We start from the raw sequence: 18,686 nt of genomic DNA on the forward strand, positions 1-18,686 counted from the left end.
TTTGTCAAGAATGCTTGTAGGCTGCACTATCGCTGGACCAAATGATGAATTTTTCGAGGTCTAGTAGATGAAAACCCTTCTTCATATTGAAGCCAGCGCCCAGATTTTTGGGGCTATTCAGGTGCCGGAGGAGTATAGGGACATACCAAAACACTCCTCTATCTCCAAGGCCGTTGCCGCAAGTTTTGTGAAGCGTTGGCTTGGGCTAAGACCAAGAGATAAACTCATCTATAGGGATGTTGGCCAGACCCCGCCAGGATTCATTACCCAGGATTGGATTGCCTCTGTATTCACTCCAGAAGATCAGCGTAGTGAAGAGCAAAAATCCCTAGTTGCATTATCGGATACTTTGATTAATGAGCTTGACCAGGCGGATGTCATAGTAATGTCTTCCCCAATGTACAACTACGGTATGCCGGCGGCTTTAAAAGCTTGGTTCGATCAGGTGATACGTATTAATAAGACCTTCACCTTTGACTTGGCCCGTGGAGACTATCCGCTTGAGCCCATTATGTCGGGAAAGATGCTGGTGCTAATTACTTCTGCTGGAGAATTTGGCTTTGCAGAGGGAGGAATACGCGAGAACATGAATCACTTGGGTCCTCATATCAGGACACTGAGCCATTACCTGGGGGTCGATCAAGTATATGAAATCAATGCGGAATTCCAGGAGTTTGCGGATCAACGGCATCGAAATTCGGTAAACCAGGCTTTATTGCAAAGTCAGTCATTGGCCGAAGAGCTTGCGACTAAACTCAAAAGCCAACTTACTCACTCTCATTCAACACAGCCCAAAGCGCTCGCCCTAAGAAAGCAAGGTATTGCTCAAATGCAAGATTGAACTGCTGGCACTGGTGTCCTATCGGGAAGAGGCCAAGCTAGGCCTCTTTACTGGCCTTTGAGCCCGCCATCAGAAGAGTCATAAAAAGAAGATGTCCTTGGCCGACCATCGATTCTATTTCGTCCCCCAAGTTTTTTAGCTCTATGAAATAAACTTCAGGGTTTGGTCAAGCGCTTGCTCAGTATTACAGCGTTGCACCTCTAAATGATGAACGCCACTGTTGTGAAGCTTCTCCTGAATTTGAGCTAGCTCCTCATCACTGGTGAGGTGAGGATGTCTGGTAAGGCGTACTTGCAGAGGTGTTCCAGCCTTGACGAGTAGCTCTACACTTTGCCAGGGTGCGGTACCGCTACCTTCTACCCCGGTAATGGCTGGGTAATTTTCCGGCAACGCCTTTATATCCAGCCCAACCCAGTCCAAACTGGGGATCAAGCGACTCAGTTTTCGAGGGTAGATCCCGGCAGTATGTAAACCTATCCTAAACCCCAGGCTTCGGGCTTGGGCAATGGCGGCTTCCAGTGCCCCCTGGGCAGTTGGCTCCCCGCCAGAAAATACCACCGCATCCAGCAGTCCTTGCCGGCTGGCGAGGAACCCCAATATCTGGTCCCAGTCGTAGGCACTAGGCGCGCGGGCCGGCAACAGATCACCATTATGGCAGTAGCGGCAACGCCAGGGGCATCCCTGGCAAAAGACTACCGCGGCCAATTCACCAGGGAAGTCGATAGCGGTAAATGGTGTAAAACCGCCAATGCGCAGCTTTTCAGCCATGGTTATTTGTCACTACCAGCAACAAAAAAGCGGCGCTCCCTGTGTTCCGATTGTTTGCCTGGATTCCAGAAGGAGACCGGGCGGTGATAGCCCATCACCCGGCTCCAGACTTCACAGCGCGTGCGCTCTTCATTTTTGAGTGGTGAGGTTGGTTTATTCATGATGTCTCTCCTTGGTGGTTGGTTTTAATCGCTGCAGCAAGATTGCTCACGAGCGAGCAGGGCCTCATCGCAGCGGGGACAGAATTCGTGTTCGCCACTCAGGTAGCCGTGTACTGGGCATATAGAAAAGCTGGGAGTTACTGTGATATAGGGCAGCCGATAATTTTTCAGGGCGCGCTGTAATAAGCGGCGGCAGCTATCGGCATCTGGCAGTTGTTCGCCCAGGTATAGGTGCAGCACAGTGCCACCCGTATAACGGGATTGTAGGGATTCCTGCCGGGCCAAAGCTTCGAAAGGATCATCGGTAAAGCCGACTGGCAGCTGGGATGAGTTGGTATAGTAAGGTGCTTCCGTGCTGCCGGCCTGAATAATGTCCTCATAGCGCTTTTGGTCTTCGCGGGCAAAACGGTAAGTAGTTCCCTCAGCCGGTGTGGCTTCGAGATTATAGAGGTGGCCGGTTTGTTCCTGGAACTGTGTCATTCGCAAACGAATATGATCGAGCAATTGCTCGGCAAGTTTTTTACCAGGCTCTGTGACGATACTTTCACGGTCTTCACTAAAGTTTCGCAGCATTTCATTAATGCCGTTAACGCCAATGGTGGAGAAGTGGTTACGCAGTGTGCCAAGATAGCGACGCGTGTAGGGAAACAGGCCGGCGTCCATATGCCGCTGAATCACTTTGCGCTTCACTTCCAGGGAATCCCGTGCAAGTAGCAGTAGTTTATCTAACTGGGCGAGCAGGAGGTCCCAGTCCCCCTTATACAAATAGCCCAGACGTGCACAGTTGATCGTTACTACACCGAGAGAGCCGGTCTGTTCCGCGGAGCCAAATAATCCATTGCCCCGTTTAAGCAGCTCTCGCAGGTCCAGTTGTAGGCGACAGCACATGGAGCGCACCATGTTTGGACTGAGGTCTGAGTTAATAAAGTTTTGGAAGTAGGGCAGTCCATAGCGGGCAGTCATGGCAAATAGCCGTTCCGCATTTTCGCTCTCCCAGGGAAAGTCCTCACTGATATTGTAAGTTGGAATTGGGAAAGTGAAGACCCTGCCGCGCGCGTCCCCTTTACTCATCACCTCAATATAGGCGCGGTTAATCAGGTCCATTTCCATCTGCAGGTCACCATAAGTGAATGGCATTTCTTTGCCGGCAATCACCGGCACCTGGTCTTGCAAGTCTTGAGGGCAAACCCAATCGAAAGTGAGGTTGGTAAAGGGAGTCTGGGTGCCCCAGCGGGATGGCACGTTCAGGTTAAAAATCAGCTCTTGCATGCACTGGCGCACACTGGCGTAATCCAGCTGATCCCTGCGAACAAAGGGTGCGAGATAAGTATCGAAGGAGCTAAATGCCTGGGCTCCAGCCCATTCGTTTTGCAATGTGCCAAGAAAGTTAACGATCTGCCCAACTGCACTGGTCAAGTGGGCGGGCGGTGCAGACTCCACTTTGCCGGGAACCCCATTCAACCCCTCGTGCAGCAGGGTACGTAGTGACCAGCCTGCGCAATAGCCGGCTAACATATCCAGGTCATGGATGTGTAAATCGCCATCCCGGTGGGCTGCACCAATCTCCGGGGAATAGACATGATTTAGCCAGTAATTGGCAATCATTTTACCGGCACTATTTAAAATCAGGCCGCCGAGGGAGTAGCCCTGGTTGGCATTGGCAGCGACACGCCAGTCCGCCTGCTCCAGATATTCTTCAATGGAAGCCCCAACATCTACCAGAGTTTGTTGGTCATTGCGTATGCGCGCATGCCGCTCCCGATAGGCGATATAGGCCCGTGCTGTATCTATGTAATCGCAATTGATTAATATTTGCTCGGCGATATTTTGGATTTCCTCAATATCGACTGGTGTCGCTGCATCAAAGCGATGATTAATCACCTTCAAGATGCCCTGGGTTAGCCAATCAACTTCATCCTCACCAAATTCACCAGTTACTTGTCCTGCGCGTATCAACGCCGCGGTAATTCGTTGTGGGTCAAAGGCCACAGCGCGCCCATCCCGCTTTCGCACCAGAAAACTGCTTAGGTTTTGAGTAGGAGATATCGCACTGTCAATTTCTGGAGTAGTGGTACTTGTCATGGGCCTTCCTTCACAGATTGTGCGGGAAGCTTATAAAAGAGCAAGGTAGAAGCACTTGATCTGGATCACTATATATAGTGCGTACTGCTAACTTGTGGCACATTATGTGGTGTTAGGTAGCTGAGGTGTCTAGCTAAAAAATATTAAGGAAGTGGCAATTTGAAAATGGGGAAAGATATGAAGACCACGAACGGAGTTGTAACTAGCACGTTTCGTTTACTACCTGGAATTGTCGCTTCTGCAAACCCGGCAATGGCCGGAACCTTTGTAGCACCAAAAGCCGAGGTGAGCTTAATAACTAAAGCTTGACTCATCGGAGCTTAGTGGCTGCCAAGTTTGTACCGACAAAGGGTGGGATGCTTACTAAATTTATACCTGGCTCCCAGCTGATAATTTTAAAAACAACTGCACTGACACGTGTCAGTCCCCCGATTTTTTCGCTAGAGTTGCCCGCCTGCAAACATTCCCATCAAGGCCCGGTTTTGCTAGCTTTGAGCTAATCAGATGGCGCATTAACAACCATTGTCACAGGTACGAGATATGATGTATTTGTGATAATCAGGGGAAACCTATGGCTAGAACTAGACCTGTGAATAGGTTGGAGTCAGTCACTGTGCCTGGCTCAGGACAGGCTGAGATCGTGGAGCAGCCAAAGCAGTTGGCTCATATCCTGTGGGCAGCTTCGCGGGGCGATACAGGGAAGCGGAATGTAGCTCTGATTTGGATGTTATTTGGTAGCGGACTAAGGATCAATGAAGTCGCACAGCTAAAAATTGGGGATATATACCACTCAACAGGTGAGCTAAAGCAGGCTTTTAGGCTGCCTGGAACATATACCAAGACAGGGAAGCCTCGAACGGTATACCTTTTAGTTCCACAGCAGAGAGCTTCACTAGAGGATCTTCGGGCACAGCGCATAGAGGATCGTGTAATGCTCAGTGAAGATGGGACTTTTGGTGGGCTAGCACCAGATAGTCCGGTATTTCTATCTCTGAAAGGTAAACAGTGGCGCAAGCTATCTTTCAATTTCAAGAAATATCCTGATGCCGATGGAAATATAAAAACAACTCTGGTGTGTGGTTCATTCGAGAACCTTGCGCGTGACCTTATAAAGCAAGCCGGAATTCATGGTGGTTCTAGCCATAGTGGGCGGCGTAGTCTTGCGAGCTGGATGGACCGTAAGGGATTTGACCTTCAATTGATTCAAGATATTTTGGGTCATTCTACAGCAGATATGACCTTAATTTATATCGACCCTTGGGAAAAACGTATCAAGGAAGTATTTAAGAATTCTTGTTTAGGGTTGAAATTGCCTGATTTTCATTAAGCAGGGCGGTGAAAAGACGGCAAGGTAAGTTCCCTCCTTTTCCCTGACGAAACTGATTAATATTTTGTTTTTTTACGCCAATAAGGTTGGCCAATTCAACATCGGTAGTGAGATCTAAACGATCTTTCATTTGATCAATAATTTCGTCAGGGGTGAGAATTTTCTTCAAAATAGGTAAATAATATATTGACTGATGGGGTGGTACATAATATATTTACTCTCAATAGGACGCAAGGGTTGATTGTCCAGTGACCATAAGGACTGAGGAAGCAAAACTAATGGATTTTTATATGAATAAGAAACTACTTTTTCAGTGCAAGCATTATATGACGCAGTTCGTGTTTGATACTGCCGCACTGGAAGATTCACCTTTCACATTGCCAGAGGTCCAAACGCTGTTAGATGGGATTACAGTTGGTGGGCATACCCTGAGCGAGCAGAACCTGGTGCTAAACCAGAAGGCCAGCTGGGAGAAGCTATTTGGACTGATCGAGGCCGAACGCTTCGCAGTAACAAAAGAGGTAGCGTGCAGTCTTCAAGACCTGGTTGCCAAAGAAGAGGCTCTGGATTGGGGCTGCTTTAGAACTGGCAATGTACGAATCTCTGGTACTGAATACACCCCTCCAAAGGCAGAAACCCTGGATGCCAAGTGGAACGAAATGATCGGCAAACTGGGGACGATTCAGGACACTAAGGTACGGGCTTGCTCCCTATTTTTGCAGATGGCTCGCAATCAGTTCTTCTGGGATGGGAATAAGCGCACTGGCCGGCTGATGATGAATGGTGCCCTGCTGTCCGAAGGTATTTCCCCTATTTTGGTGCCTGCAAAAGCAAAGCTTGAATTCAATACCAAAATGATCCGGTTTTATGATAACGGTAATGAGTCTGAGATGATCGATTTTCTGGCAAAGTATCACGTTGACTTTGGATAACAGCAACTCATTTTGAAAGGAAGCAAAATGCCTGAATCAATTCAATACGGCCTCCAAGAGAATGGACTAAAAGCGTTAGTTGCATCAGGTCGTATTATAGAGTTTGAACTTGAGGTAGTTAAACCGAAGAAGGCTGCCAAATCACGGTGCTTTCACCTATGGATAGCAGATGCCTCTGATCCATGTAAGCCACGCTATCTTCTAATGCTGACTGGGCGCCCTGGAGCCAAAGTTTTCCGAAGTGCTGATCGAGTAGTTGAATATGTTGAGAAAATAAAACCTGATAGTGGCAAGTTAATGGTGACTCGATTAACTGGATCTACGGAATCTTGATCAAATCAGAGGATATAGGAAGATGAGTAGCTTTGTATTGTAGATGAATTTATTGCAACGATTCTCTATTGGTAACTTCTCGATTTTTGGGCTGTTCGTGTGCAACCACTTGTAGGTAGTTGCACCACTATAAAGGATCATGCCTTGGAAGCGTTAGAAGCAAAAATTGACGAGGACTTTAATGCTAACCCCATACTAGAACTTCCGTTTTGTATGGCATTCAACTTAATGTGTGAAATAACCGCTCTCCATCTAGTCGAAACCGGCACACCAGATTCAGCCTTTCTCACCCCATTTATGTTCATCTTCGAAAAAGACAATTTCGATTTCACACCTATGAGCACGATAGAATGCCGAAATCGATTATTAGAAATTGAACATAGGGATTTCGATATTTTGTTCCAGTGCGCTACTTTGAATCAAGTATTTCCGTTACTTCACGCTGGTGTTTATAAGTTTGAGCGAACAGATAACGAAAGTTCATCTATTTTCTATGCCTCCGAGGAGATAGCTAAGTTTGAGATTCGTGACGAGGTATTGACACACTTGAGTCTGCCTTTTTATAAGAACTCTCAAGGTAACGATTCTGGAGCAAAGCTTGAATTTCATAAAGCTACAAAGCGACGCTTATCTCGGAGCGAACCGCTACAGGTACTGAAGGGAAAAACACTCATCAAACGGCTTTACGAGCTAAACGCTAATTCCTTTAGTGAAGCTTTCATTGTGCCTGATTCCTTCTACTGTGAAATAGGATTCTCGAGCCCTAAAGGTTTTAGAGACACTAGGCGGGCATTTCTGGCTATTTGCGAAGCCTACTTGCTTGCTACTCAATCAGTCTACAGCTACCTCGAGGTAAATCAGCTCATAGGAAGTGCTGCCGAAAAAGATCTATACCATGACCTCGCAATGGTTGTTGCTAAGAAGTCGGAATTGAGGAGTCTGGTGAACGAATTGACCAAATCAAATGGTCAGGACTTTGAAAAATTCACCGAGTTCTTCTTCAGCGATGCTGATAATCGGGAAAGTATCAGTAAAAGGTTTTTACCTCCATTTTGGAATTTACAAGAGCAGATCTACTTCTCTCCAGGGGCGACAACAACACTACTATCAAGCAGAAATCTCGTGATAAGTATTATGAATAACAAGTCTCTGAGGAGAAAATACAACTTCGATAAGAAGATTTCCAGGGAATTTGAACCGATATTGCTAAATAGAGCTAAGGAACATTTTGAGTCGAACGGATATAATGTTTTCCTTGGGAAGGATATTGGCAGCACCGAAATCGATCTATTAGCATATTGCGAACGGACTAGCGTTGTCTTGTTAGTTCAGGCCAAAGCCACACTCTATCCAGAGGGCGCACGTATGGTAAAGAACCTGGAGAGACGTATAAATGAGGCGATTACTCAACATGAGAAATTTGACACCCTTTCCGAAATAGAAAGAACTCAGTATATAGTAGATTGCTTTCCCCATATAATTGATACCAAAGCTCTTACCTATCAAAAAGGGGTTCTGGTAAATTCCAGCTTTGGATCATATAAAAGTTGGAATAATTTGGAGTCCGCCAGAATTCAAGCACTTAACTGCAATATTTTGAAGAATGTACTTCCCAAATGTGATGGATTAGCGCAGTTGCCTGATCTCGTAGATAAGTACATTGAGCGCGTGACAAAGCTTGCTTCTCCAACGCTAGAGAAAAAGGTTTTTAGGCTCAAAGGTCATACAATAAATCAGGAAAAATGGGAAATTGACACTTCAAAACTATATAGATCTGGGCTATACGGGGAATAGAAGCTGGAGAGCATTGGAATATGAATCAGGAGCCGATAATCATCATTAATAGAAAGGCGACTACCGAAGCTCAGGCGATGACAATCCGCTTACGAAGCAAATAGGTAGAGATGTATGGTATTAATAATGGTGTCTTGTAAATCAGATTGGTGAAATAGTGATAGGTTGACTAAGTTCATAATGAACCTGGTAAACTGTGGGGAAAAACGTTTTATCATCGGTTTTAGCCGATGATGGCGGTGCACAGAAATAGCAAATATCTCACATGTCGTTGCGACAGGCTATAAAATTGGAAGGAGACACTATATGAAAAATGTAATAAAACACGTTTCAGCATGGTGCATTTCACTATCGGCGGGCATTGTAGTCCCAAATGTGAGTTTGGCAGGCGCAAAAAATTACTTAATGTGGCAATTACCTACTAATGTTAGCTACCCGGTTTATGTGTATAGTGGAGGCGTACAAATTGATTATCTATATAGTTCTACGCAGCAGGCATTTCTTGGAGAGTATAACGCTAGTTTAAAAGGTACCTATAAGCTCTATTACAAAAATAAAAAAAATGAATGGATAAGCTGTACATTTGCTATGAAAAACGGAAAAGTTAATAGTAAGTCTACAAGCTGTCCTGGAGCGGTTATTAATAATCCTGTGAGTAATTCAAATGTGTATACAGTTGCCTTTGGTGCACAGGTTTGGCCTGGGAAATCGGCCCCGAGTAAGCCGGCAATAACAAATTATGGTAATCGTAAAATTACCTTTAAGAATCAAACAAAATACCCAAAGATTCAAGTTGGTATGATTTGCACCAAAAAGGTCAACCCAAAGAACAATAATTGTAAAAATACGCAAAATCTGTTTGAGATTGACAAAGGGTCCAGCAAGGTTTTTTCGGTTGATGTTAAATCAGGGGGGGGGTCTAAATTTCTCGCTGGATTAAAGTCATCCGCATTTACTATGACCGCTTACCAAATATGCCCAAACAGTCAATGCGAATGGGTGAATACGGGAGGTTACGGAAATGGTAAAAATCCCTATGCCACAAAAATTGAATATACAAGTTTGTCTGTAAAAATAAACAAAGATAATGAACAAATCCCAAAGGGCGCTACTAATTTTGATGTGTCTGCGGTAGACGGGTATAACATCAGTGTAATAGCTTATCCCGCAGCGCCAGCGTATTGTACCTATACAATACCCCCAGAGAACTCAAATATTCTAGGTGCCGGTTATTATGATTCTAGTAATCCTTTGGGTGTGCTGCGTATCGACGAATCTGTTTGTAAAGCCAGCTCTCAATTACCTACAAAAAATGACGGGAAGCCTTGGGATCTTACTTTGGTATCTAAAAAAAATAACTTTAAAGGCTGTATGAGCCCCTGTACATATGCGAGAATTAAATCTAACAATGAAGTCGATTTGTTTTGCTGTACAGGGGACTACAGTTCGCCGACAAGTTGTGACCAGTCTCCAGGTAAAATTGGGGCGAATAATTCTACGTATGTCAAAAACTTAAAAGCGCCCACGTCTAAACATGTTTATCGCTATGCTTTTGATGATGCCATCGGGGATTTCGCGTGTCCCGCAGAAACAGATTTTGTTATTGTTTTTAAATAGCTGGAAGTTGTCAGACAAAGAGAAAGTACAGGAAGTTCCTGAGGCGTGGTCTGAAATCATCTGGAAAGTAGTCTGCCCAGAGTGTAAGAATGAATTTGTTGCGCCAGAATATAAGTGTATGTCAGGCGCAAAATTTCAAGCAGAGTGCTCATTGTGTTTAAACAAATTCCCAGCTTGGGGGATTCAAGGGCTATTGGAATATGATGTCAATAGTCAATATCTCCCAGCTGGTGGGAAGAGGTGCTGCATAGAATTTTCAGCTACTTTGGATGATAAGTGGCCAGCACTCTACTTGTTGCTAGGTAATAGCGGCGAAGAAGCCCTTTGATATAAGGCGATTGGGGATAGAAAACATCTATGATTACTTGTCGTCTTAGTGACGTGTCCGTTGTTTATGGGTAGGTTCAATAGCAGAAAGAAAGTGCCGGCAGTCAATTGTGACTGTACTAAGCTTTGAAAGCGACTTTCAAAGTTTAGTTTGATATAGAGCCAGTATTTGGTGAATTCCCCAGCTGTTTTGAACAAGGGGAAGTGCCTTTGACAATAAAAATACTCTTTCCTTATGAGCCAATCCGATTTGAAATTTCCTTCAAACGAATAACCTGCTGAACATAGAGTGGTAACGCAGATACCTTCCCAATAAAGTCGAAGACGTACATTAACAGGGCAACGATCAATCCATAGTTAACCAGGCCCCCATCGATTGCCGCTATGGGAGCGTAAACAAACAAAGCGACTATGCCAGCCCATAATATAAAGTAGGTGCCTGTTTCCAGGTCGCTCAATTCAATATTCCACCGCATAAGACGCCGGAAGTGGGCTTTTGCGTGCTCAACATTTGGCTGTTTAATCGCATCAACCTGATATTCCAGCTCATTATTATAAGATTCATTCAGCTGGTAATTGGTATTCCCGATTACGCAATAGATCAGGGTAATCAGAGCTAGGAGAGCCAGGCAAGCGAGAAAGATATTGAGATTGATGGCGCTAATAATAATGAGTAACCCCACCGTGCCAATAGTAACGGTAATAATTTCCGGTAGGCTGTTTTCAAAAAATTCGACAATTTCAGTTAACAAACTGGAGCGCGCAGTAATAGTCGATACAGACTGCTTCTTTACTTTTTCACGGGCTACCATTTCCGAAGTAACTACTTGATAAATATGTGCGTAGACTCTGGTATCGTAAAATCTTCGGGCGCTTCCTATAAGAATAGAAATGCTACCTAAGGTTGCCAAAAGATAGATGCCATTGTAGGACTGTTCTAATAGACTATTGATAGCCCAGCCGATGGCAAGTGGAAAAAGTAGTTCGAGGAGTGTTTCAATAACGACTAGCGATAGGGTCAAGGATACTCGCCACTTAAATCGGGTAAAAATCGAAAGTAAAGAATATTTGTGCTTGCCTTTTGTATAATCATCATCTGTTGACTTTGAAACAGTGGTAACTGGCTGAGTCATTTAACAACACTCTCAATGCTTAACGAGCAACGCCATTGCAAAATGTGTGAAACGCTAAATCGGCCAGCGTATCGTGATCTATGGATTCTGTATTTTTTGTTAGCCAGGATGTATAAAGCAGGCCCTCTACCAGGTTTACCACCCAGGAAGTAGGAAGTTTCTTGGACAGGCTGCCTTCAGATTTTGCGTATTCCACCAATGTCGCGATTTCACTCTCTTGTTTCTCATAGATTGTGGTGAGCTCTGGGTCATCTTCATCAAAGTCTCCCAATTTCATTAAAAACTCCATTTCGGCCGACAGCGGAAAAATCGCCTTGAACATCAGGTGGAAGGCTTGCAGAGCCGATTCAGCCTCGCTTTCCAAGTGTTCGGTGGCTTTATCAAATGCCTCCAGGCAGTGAATCGCAACCGCCTTAATCAGCTTTTCTCTCGTGTCATAAAGGCGGTAAAGGGTAGTGCGCCCAACTCCGGCCGCCCGGGCAATATCGCTAAAGGATGCCTCCCTATTTTTACTCAGGAGTTCCATACCCGCCTTCATGATCGCAGTTTGTGACTTCTGAATACGTGCATCTAGGTGATCAGCCATGGAGTTATTACCTGAACTTTATGGAACATGCTTGTATCATAATGTACTATTGGTTATGGTTCAAGTGTGTTCCATAAAATGTAAGTTGCCTAGGCATGATGAAAATGGCGGGAATCTGGTTAAAGCGGCGAGCTGCAGGTATTGTTGCCACCAGCTTGCTGGTCTTGGTGGGGCTATGGCTTATGGCTGAGCAGCAGCCTGCAGCCATGGTGGAGAAGCCCAAAGAGTCTGGCCTTACTGTTACTGTCGTGGAGGCAGTACCGGCGGATGCTCAGCTTGAAGTAAAAACAACAGGCATAACACAACCCCGCTGGGCGACTGAGGTTATCGCATCAGTGAGCGGGCGTGTCACCCATATTACTAACCACGCAATGCCGGGCAGTCTCATTAGGAAGGGAGAAATACTGGCGTCGCTACAGGATACTTTTTACCTGGCTGAAATCCGTGCTGCTCAAGCCAGGGTGTCAGAGGCTGAACTCAACTTGGCCGAAATACTCATGCGTCAATACGTGGCAAAACGCGGGGATAAAGCGAAGTCATCATTTGGCCGACTAGAGCCGCATGTCAAAGCCGCAGAGGCAAATCGAGAAGCGGCGAGGGGAGCTCTCGCATCCTCCCAGCAGAGGCTGGCTGATACACAAATTAAAGCACCTTTTGACTCGGTGGTTATTGCCGATTTAATCCATCCTGGCCAATGGATAAATGAGGGGGATGTACTCTTTCGAGTAGCAGCCAGTGACTACCTGGATGTCAAAGTTGAGCTTTCCGAGCAGACTTGGCAGCGCTTAAACGGCCTTCAGCAAGGCCCCTACAAAATCACAATGGAGGCGCCTGATGGACAACAATGGAAGGCCTCGGTCCGTTACCTAAGCCCAATTATGGATGCGGCCACCCGTCAGCGCAGCCTTATGTTGCAAGTGGCTAACCCCTTTCAGCGCGAGACCCCTTTGCTTGCTGATCAACAGGTCGATGTAGTGTTTGCAGGCAACACACAGAGCTATGTTGTCAGTGCACCAGCATCGGTTCTTACAGAAGATGGGAAAGTATGGAGCGTTTCTGAACAATCCCTACTTTTGGAAGAGATAGAGCTACTGGATATGCGGCCGGATTCGGTTCTATTTCGTTACAAGAATCGACCCCATCAGAATCGTCAGCTTGTTCGCTTTCCTTTGACCAACTTTTTAGAAGGTCAAGCGGTTGCAATGACTATCCACTAAGGCCTGCATATGAAAACACTCTCACACTGGTTCCTGGATAACCCAGTTGCCGCTAACCTTCTCATGGCGTTCATTCTGGTTGCAGGCACGCTGACCTTTCAAAATCTGCGGGTGGAAAGCTTTCCACAAATTCCACCTACGGAAGTCGAAATCTCCGTTGTCTACCCCGGCGGTACTGCCCGCCAGGTAGATGAAGGCATTACACAGCGTATTGAGGAAGCTATTAGTGGTGTTGCAGGAATAAAGCGCATAACCAGCCAATCAAGCAAAGGTTACGCTTTATTAGTAGTGAAAAAAAATACTAATGTGAAGCTGGATCGTTTGATTGAAGATATTCGTAATCAAGTTGAAAGTATCGAAGGCTTTCCCGTATTGGCGGAGCGGCCGCGTATTTATCGCAGTGAATATACGAATCTTGCGGCGTTTGTCATGGTCTACGGCGGTGACAATAATGATTCGCTTCAGCAGGTATCCTCACGAGTAGAGCGAGCGCTTAAGAAACATCCTGCTATTTCCAAAGTGACAAACCTGGGTAAAAGAAAGCAACTATTGGCTATAGAGCCAGACCTCAGGAAACTTCAACGCTACGGTTTATCTCTTGAAAACCTAACGGAACGTATTCGCCAGTGGTCAGTGGAATATCGCAGTGGTGAATTAAGAACGGCTAATGGAAATATTGTGCTGCAGGGTAGTTCCCTGGCTGACAATTTGGCGGAACTGAGGAATATCCCCATTATTACTACATCGACGGCACGAGTGAGACTCAGTGATATCGCTACTGTTAAGCGAGATTATGAGCAAACCGACAGTATTGTTCGATATCAAGGGCAACCTGCAGTCGCACTGATGGTATCCACCAGCCAAAAAGACAACCTGTTTCATATCCATGAAGCCACAAAATCAGTATTAGAATCATTGGAATCGACATTACCCAGGAACATGCAGTTGGATGTAATGGCGGATATGTCTCCCTATATTTCCGAGCAATTAGACTTGCTAAGTTCCAACGCCTTGCAGGGATTATTAATCGTCTTATTGCTATTGGTGCTTTTTTTAGATACGCGGCTAGCCTTTTGGGTTGCCTTAGGTATTCCCATATCCCTGGCTGGTGCGATTACATTGATGGGTTTTCCTTCCCTGGATTACAGCATCAACGATATCACTTTATTCGGTATGATTTTGGTACTGGGGATATTGGTAGATGATGCCGTTGTGGTCGGTGAAAGTATTCACCAGGCGAGACAAAATACAACTGACACCAAAGAAGCTGCCTGGAAGGGGGTTGAAGCCGTAGCCGTGCCCACAGTTTTTGGCGTATTGACTACAATCGCGGCCTTCTCACCGATGCTATGGATTGAAAATGAGTTGGCAAAGGTGCTGTCAGGATTCTCTGCTGTAGTGATATTTGCACTGATATTTTCATTAATTGAAAGCAAATTTATATTGCCCGCGCATTTAAGCTATCCAAAAACGCATACTCAAACTAGTGGCACAATAAAACGATGGATTGAGATCGCCAGAGAGAAATGTAACCGTTTATTAAATCAATTTTCAGATAAGATATATATTCCGCTTTTGTCATTGAGCCTGGCAAACCGGAAAACAAGTATCAGTCTATTTGTCACCTTTTTGCTGCTGGCATATGGCGCTATGTTCAAGGGACATATCGCTTCAGTATTCTTTCCCGAAATTCCAGGACGCTATGCCACGGTTAAAGTCACTATGCAGCATGGAGTTGCAAATACTTTAGCGGAACGTAATACCGATCAACTTGAACAGGCCATCAAGCGCACCGCAAATAGATTGCAACAGGAGTATGAACTTCCGGAGTCACCTGTTAGCAAGTATATCGTGTCAAAGGAAGGCACCAAGACCATAGAGTTGACAGCGGAATTAACACATGACGCCCTGGCCAGAGTAGAGAGCAACCGCTTTTTGCAGGAGCTACGGCTGCAAACAGGTGTTTTAGAGGGGAGCTATGCAGTGAAGTTTAGCCTTACGGAAGAACCGGCGGGCGATACTGCTATTGCGGTTTCTGCCAGCAATCGGGATCAGGCGAAACAAGTGGCTAACCGTCTCAAGGCTTCACTCGCAGAGTTACCCGGCGTGAATGATGTCTACGATGATAGCCAGCTAGCCAAAAGACAGCTGAAAATTATGGTCAATGAGCGGGGAGCCAGCCTGGGAATTGATCAAAGTCATCTGGCTTCTGTGATTGGAGGTGCATTCGGCCAGATTGAGATACACAGGCTGTTGGATAACGGGGAAGAGACATTGGTATTGGCTCGCTTACCTCAAATGCAGACTAAAACAATCGAGCAGTTAAAAGCCACTCCCATTAACCTGGGCAACAACAGCTACGTAAGCTTAGGTGAAATAGCGAAGCTGAAGTATGAGCGGGAACCGGAGGTAATTTATCGGCGAGATCGCGATGAAGTGGTCAGCATCTACTGGCGTCAGAATCGTTCTGTCAGTTCACCGGAAAAAAACTGGGAGCGGCTAAAGGAAGAGCTGGTGCTAGAACTGGAGCGCCTTTACCCAGGTGTCCAAATTAAAGCTGTTGGTGAATTTGCCGAAATAGTAGAAGTACAGGCTGGATTTAAGAAGTCCATGTTGCTGACGCTTTTACTTATCTACGTTTTGTTGGCGATACCATTAAAATCCTATTGGCAACCAGTGATTATTATGTCGGTGATTCCAATGGGCTTTGCGGGGGCAATTATTGGACACGGCCTACTGGGCTCCCCAGTAAGCTTATTATCCTTATTTGGAATGATGGCAATGACTGGGGTAGTGATTAACGATTCCCTAGTATTAATGAGCCGATTTAATCAACTCTACACGCAGGGTGTGCCAGTAAAAACAGCGCTACTTCAAGCTGGGAAAAGTCGCGTAAGGGCAATTTTCTTAACTACGGTGACTACTATCTGTGGGTTGCTACCCTTATTAGCCGAAACCAGCGAGCAAGCCCAATATTTAAAGCCAGCGGCTATATCCCTAGTGTTCGGGGAGCTATTTGCTACACCGATTACTCTAATCCTGATCCCTCTGTTGCTTTCTTTTAGGCAGAGCAAAATTGCTTCGAAAAGCGATAGTGCTTCTTATCCTGGGCAAGTCTCGCTTAGGTGACATAAGCTGTAAGGTTAAGCTGATGAGTTAACGTTTAGGAGCGAGCGCTGGCTAGACGTTCATTTATTTGCTGCTAAAGCCTCCAGTTTTTTGCGGAAGCAGGTGCTCGGCTGTCATCAATAAGCAATTCGGGAGTGCTCATGCTGAATAATATCCCCCATTTTGAATAGAGCTTTATGAGTGTAGAGAGCATCTCTAACGCAATTTGTATATAGGTGACAAATATCGTCAGAAAGGCACCGATATAGGCAGGCTTTAGTTTCTTCATTTTTTTAAATGCGACACAGAAAATTATTCACGAAAAAATAAAATTCTTTTCGTATTTTCATTTCGTAACTCATTGGAACTTAATTCTTAATCCTTACCTAACACACAAATCAAAAAATAAGATTTCAGGCGATTATGGACAAGTTATTTAGCAAAAATTTACTGGTGCTGGCATTAACTGCAGCTTTGGCTGCGTGTAGCGGAGGAGGGGGCGGTTCTTCAGACTCTGAACCTGAGACACCAGCTGTGGGTGATGGTGGCAGTAATAATGGTGGTGATCAGGGTGGCGATAACCAAGGAGGTGATAGTGGTTCCGGCGATACTGGGAGCGATACGCCCCTTCCCGATAATGATCCCTCAACGGTAACGGTTGGAGATGTTTCTACTTCCGATCTGGGGTTTGCCACTATAACTGCTACAGATATCACCCTACCTGATGCAATGGTAAACGCCCAGGAAGTTTACCAGCTTGCACACTATATTGGCCGAACAGATAGTGAGCAAGATGAAGAAAATATCGATATCCCTATTCGTAGCTACACTGCGACCTGCGCGACTGATACAGATAAGCCTCGGATGTTTGTATCCACGACCTTATCTGAAGGACAAAGTGCCTCAAATCCAACCTATGGCTCTGTCTATGAACTCCAATACAACCCTGAAACTTCAAGTTTTGATCAAACTGGCAATACCACGATTCTGAAACAGTGTTATGAGTCTCACGGTATAACAGCTAGTGCAGACTGCTCCAGGGTTGCTGTTTTGTGTAACACAGAATATAAGGCTAGTGAGCGATACGATGTTAAGAAAGATCTAATTGAAGAGCACGGTATTGGCTGGATGAAGATTGAGGACAATCTTGACGCTGTTGCAGGTACCGATAATGAGAAAAAGTATAACGATCAGATTTGGCTGATGGAGTGGGATAACAAGCCTTTGTCCGAAGTACCTGATGCTTACGTTGTTAATAAAATGCATGGTGGCACTCATCTTGGCACCCAAGAACTATTATATGTTGAGGATGACAGTAAGGGACGAACCAGTTATGCATTTTCCGTGACTGCTCGAGTACTGGTTAGCGGTTCTCACTATTCTGCGGGACTTACAGTGATCGACCGGGACGACTGGTCAATGACCATGACTGGGGATGAGCGTAGGGGGTGGTATTGGCTATGTGGACATGGTCATGTACTGAATATCCGGGCTTTCTATAACCCTGGCAACGAAATGTTTGGTGCGCTCTGTACCAGTGATGGGAATAAATACCATCCCTCTCCTGGCTTGAATGCAATTGCCATCAAAATGGAAGATGATGGCTCCTCTGTCCTTGAAGGCACCTACAATCACGTGGTTCCTACAACAAGTGCAATGATTTCCAACGGGGGAGGGCACACAGTAGTCCCAGTTGATGCTAATACTAATTTATCTGTTATCGTCTCACCGAAGTACATCGAAGATGAGGATATGGATAGGTTCTTACAGGATACACTCGGTATTGATACCAGTGGAGATGGTCCCTTTGATGATCAATGTGCTGATAAGGCCAATAAGAATTGCTTCTTCTCGTATCTCGAGGAAATCGAATATGATGAGGGTGACTATTCACTGATACCAAGGCAAGGACTCTATTCTGGCGGCGCCCTGGATGAATCCTCCTTAACTCGTGTAGGTATTGCTAAGGTTGATTGGGAAGGTAATATTGAGGGAGTTGGTATCAATTGGTTGGCGGAAGATTCCGACTGCCAAATTAGTGACCCCCAGCTCGTCGACTTGAAGAATGGCCGCTACTTGTTTGGTTATGCACAGTTCCAGTGTATTTCCGATAACCTTCCCTACAATCGCAGTTACAACAAGAAAGGCGAGGCTATGCGTATGTTGGTACCTAAAGCCTACTATGTGATGGAGATTGACGCAGACCTCAATGTACTTGAAGGGCCAGTAAAACTCACCGATTATGGATGGGGTGGATTGGATGAGCCAATGTATCTAGGTAACGGCAAAGTTGCCTGGAACTATATCAAGAACCCCACCTTTGAGAACTACATCGGCGGGCAGCAGAACGTCTGGCAAGCGATTGTTTACCACTCTAAAAGTGTGAACTAATCATCTTTTTACGGGGGTAGGCTTGCCTACCCTCGCAATTTCTGATGCTTATATTTGCACCGCTTCTGT

The 18,686-nt window shown here is 45.5% G+C and carries 12 protein-coding genes and 1 pseudogene; 9 read left to right on the forward strand and 4 right to left on the reverse strand.

Features of this window, described 5'->3' with window-relative positions:
* Window positions 1-67 precede the first annotated feature (67 nt).
* Window positions 68-841 carry an FMN-dependent NADH-azoreductase gene (locus tag ACJJIJ_RS06340; protein WP_252085717.1) on the forward strand — a complete coding sequence of 258 codons (774 nt, stop codon included), beginning with the start codon at window positions 68-70 and terminating at the stop codon, window positions 839-841.
* 141 nt (window positions 842-982) lie between these two features.
* Here the strand turns inward: ACJJIJ_RS06340 and ACJJIJ_RS06345 are convergent, their stop codons facing one another.
* Both ACJJIJ_RS06345 and ACJJIJ_RS06350 read right to left on the reverse strand, forming a co-directional pair.
* Window positions 983-1,609, reverse strand: coding sequence for an anaerobic ribonucleoside-triphosphate reductase activating protein (locus ACJJIJ_RS06345; protein WP_444938970.1), 627 nt, complete (start codon window positions 1,607-1,609; stop codon window positions 983-985).
* 2 nt (window positions 1,610-1,611) lie between these two features.
* Window positions 1,612-3,852: pseudogene (locus ACJJIJ_RS06350) on the reverse strand (ribonucleoside triphosphate reductase).
* Between the two features lie 571 nt (window positions 3,853-4,423).
* Between ACJJIJ_RS06350 and ACJJIJ_RS06355 the strand changes: the two are divergent.
* The 5 genes from ACJJIJ_RS06355 to ACJJIJ_RS06375 all read left to right on the forward strand — a co-directional run bounded on the left by ACJJIJ_RS06355 (window position 4,424) and on the right by ACJJIJ_RS06375 (window position 10,183).
* Window positions 4,424-5,179, forward strand: a complete 756-nt coding sequence (locus ACJJIJ_RS06355) for a tyrosine-type recombinase/integrase (protein ID WP_444938971.1) — start codon at window positions 4,424-4,426, stop codon at window positions 5,177-5,179.
* 290 nt (window positions 5,180-5,469) lie between these two features.
* Complete coding sequence (locus tag ACJJIJ_RS06360) at window positions 5,470-6,111, forward strand: Fic family protein (RefSeq protein ID WP_252085720.1); 642 nt, start codon at window positions 5,470-5,472, stop codon at window positions 6,109-6,111.
* Window positions 6,112-6,543: 432 nt separating this feature from the next.
* A complete protein-coding gene (locus tag ACJJIJ_RS06365; protein ID WP_444938972.1) occupies window positions 6,544-8,238 on the forward strand; it encodes a hypothetical protein in 1,695 nt (564 codons plus the stop codon).
* Between the two features lie 306 nt (window positions 8,239-8,544).
* Window positions 8,545-9,855, forward strand: coding sequence for a thaumatin family protein (locus ACJJIJ_RS06370; protein WP_444938973.1), 1,311 nt, complete (start codon window positions 8,545-8,547; stop codon window positions 9,853-9,855).
* A complete protein-coding gene (locus tag ACJJIJ_RS06375; RefSeq protein WP_252085723.1) occupies window positions 9,836-10,183 on the forward strand; it encodes a hypothetical protein in 348 nt (115 codons plus the stop codon). Before ACJJIJ_RS06370 ends, ACJJIJ_RS06375 begins: the two co-directional genes overlap by 20 nt.
* A gap of 232 nt (window positions 10,184-10,415) precedes the next feature.
* Here ACJJIJ_RS06375 and ACJJIJ_RS06380 read toward each other — a convergent pair whose 3' ends face one another.
* Window positions 10,416-11,315: an ABC transporter six-transmembrane domain-containing protein gene (locus ACJJIJ_RS06380; protein ID WP_444938974.1), complete on the reverse strand. Its 900-nt coding sequence runs from the start codon at window positions 11,313-11,315 to the stop codon at window positions 10,416-10,418.
* Window positions 11,316-11,334: 19 nt separating this feature from the next.
* Window positions 11,335-11,901: a TetR/AcrR family transcriptional regulator gene (locus ACJJIJ_RS06385; RefSeq protein WP_444938975.1), complete on the reverse strand. Its 567-nt coding sequence runs from the start codon at window positions 11,899-11,901 to the stop codon at window positions 11,335-11,337.
* 104 nt (window positions 11,902-12,005) lie between these two features.
* Here ACJJIJ_RS06385 and ACJJIJ_RS06390 point away from each other — a divergent pair, with 104 nt between their 5' ends.
* The 3 genes from ACJJIJ_RS06390 (at window position 12,006) to ACJJIJ_RS06400 (ending at window position 18,617) form a co-directional block, all read left to right on the forward strand.
* Complete coding sequence (locus ACJJIJ_RS06390) at window positions 12,006-13,118, forward strand: efflux RND transporter periplasmic adaptor subunit (RefSeq protein ID WP_444938976.1); 1,113 nt, start codon at window positions 12,006-12,008, stop codon at window positions 13,116-13,118.
* Between the two features lie 9 nt (window positions 13,119-13,127).
* The gene (locus ACJJIJ_RS06395) at window positions 13,128-16,247 is read left to right on the forward strand and encodes an efflux RND transporter permease subunit (RefSeq protein WP_444938977.1); all 3,120 of its coding nucleotides are present in this window, start codon (window positions 13,128-13,130) and stop codon (window positions 16,245-16,247) included.
* Between the two features lie 402 nt (window positions 16,248-16,649).
* On the forward strand, window positions 16,650-18,617 hold the full coding sequence (locus ACJJIJ_RS06400) for a hypothetical protein (protein ID WP_252085728.1): 1,968 nt from the start codon (window positions 16,650-16,652) through the stop codon (window positions 18,615-18,617).
* The last annotated feature ends 69 nt before the right edge of the window (window positions 18,618-18,686 follow it).

The organism is Microbulbifer mixtoriginis (SeqCode) (assembly GCF_052467945.1).

Coding starts and splice junctions, on each gene's coding strand:
- ACJJIJ_RS06340 (WP_252085717.1), top strand. CDS start 68: ATGAAAACCCTTCTTCATATTGAAGCCAGCGCCCAGATTTTTGGGGCT.
- ACJJIJ_RS06400 (WP_252085728.1), top strand. CDS start 16,650: ATGGACAAGTTATTTAGCAAAAATTTACTGGTGCTGGCATTAACTGCA.
- ACJJIJ_RS06385 (WP_444938975.1), bottom strand. CDS start 11,901: ATGGCTGATCACCTAGATGCACGTATTCAGAAGTCACAAACTGCGATC.
- ACJJIJ_RS06395 (WP_444938977.1), top strand. CDS start 13,128: ATGAAAACACTCTCACACTGGTTCCTGGATAACCCAGTTGCCGCTAAC.
- ACJJIJ_RS06370 (WP_444938973.1), top strand. CDS start 8,545: ATGAAAAATGTAATAAAACACGTTTCAGCATGGTGCATTTCACTATCG.
- ACJJIJ_RS06390 (WP_444938976.1), top strand. CDS start 12,006: ATGGCGGGAATCTGGTTAAAGCGGCGAGCTGCAGGTATTGTTGCCACC.
- ACJJIJ_RS06380 (WP_444938974.1), bottom strand. CDS start 11,315: ATGACTCAGCCAGTTACCACTGTTTCAAAGTCAACAGATGATGATTAT.
- ACJJIJ_RS06355 (WP_444938971.1), top strand. CDS start 4,424: ATGGCTAGAACTAGACCTGTGAATAGGTTGGAGTCAGTCACTGTGCCT.
- ACJJIJ_RS06360 (WP_252085720.1), top strand. CDS start 5,470: ATGAATAAGAAACTACTTTTTCAGTGCAAGCATTATATGACGCAGTTC.
- ACJJIJ_RS06345 (WP_444938970.1), bottom strand. CDS start 1,609: ATGGCTGAAAAGCTGCGCATTGGCGGTTTTACACCATTTACCGCTATC.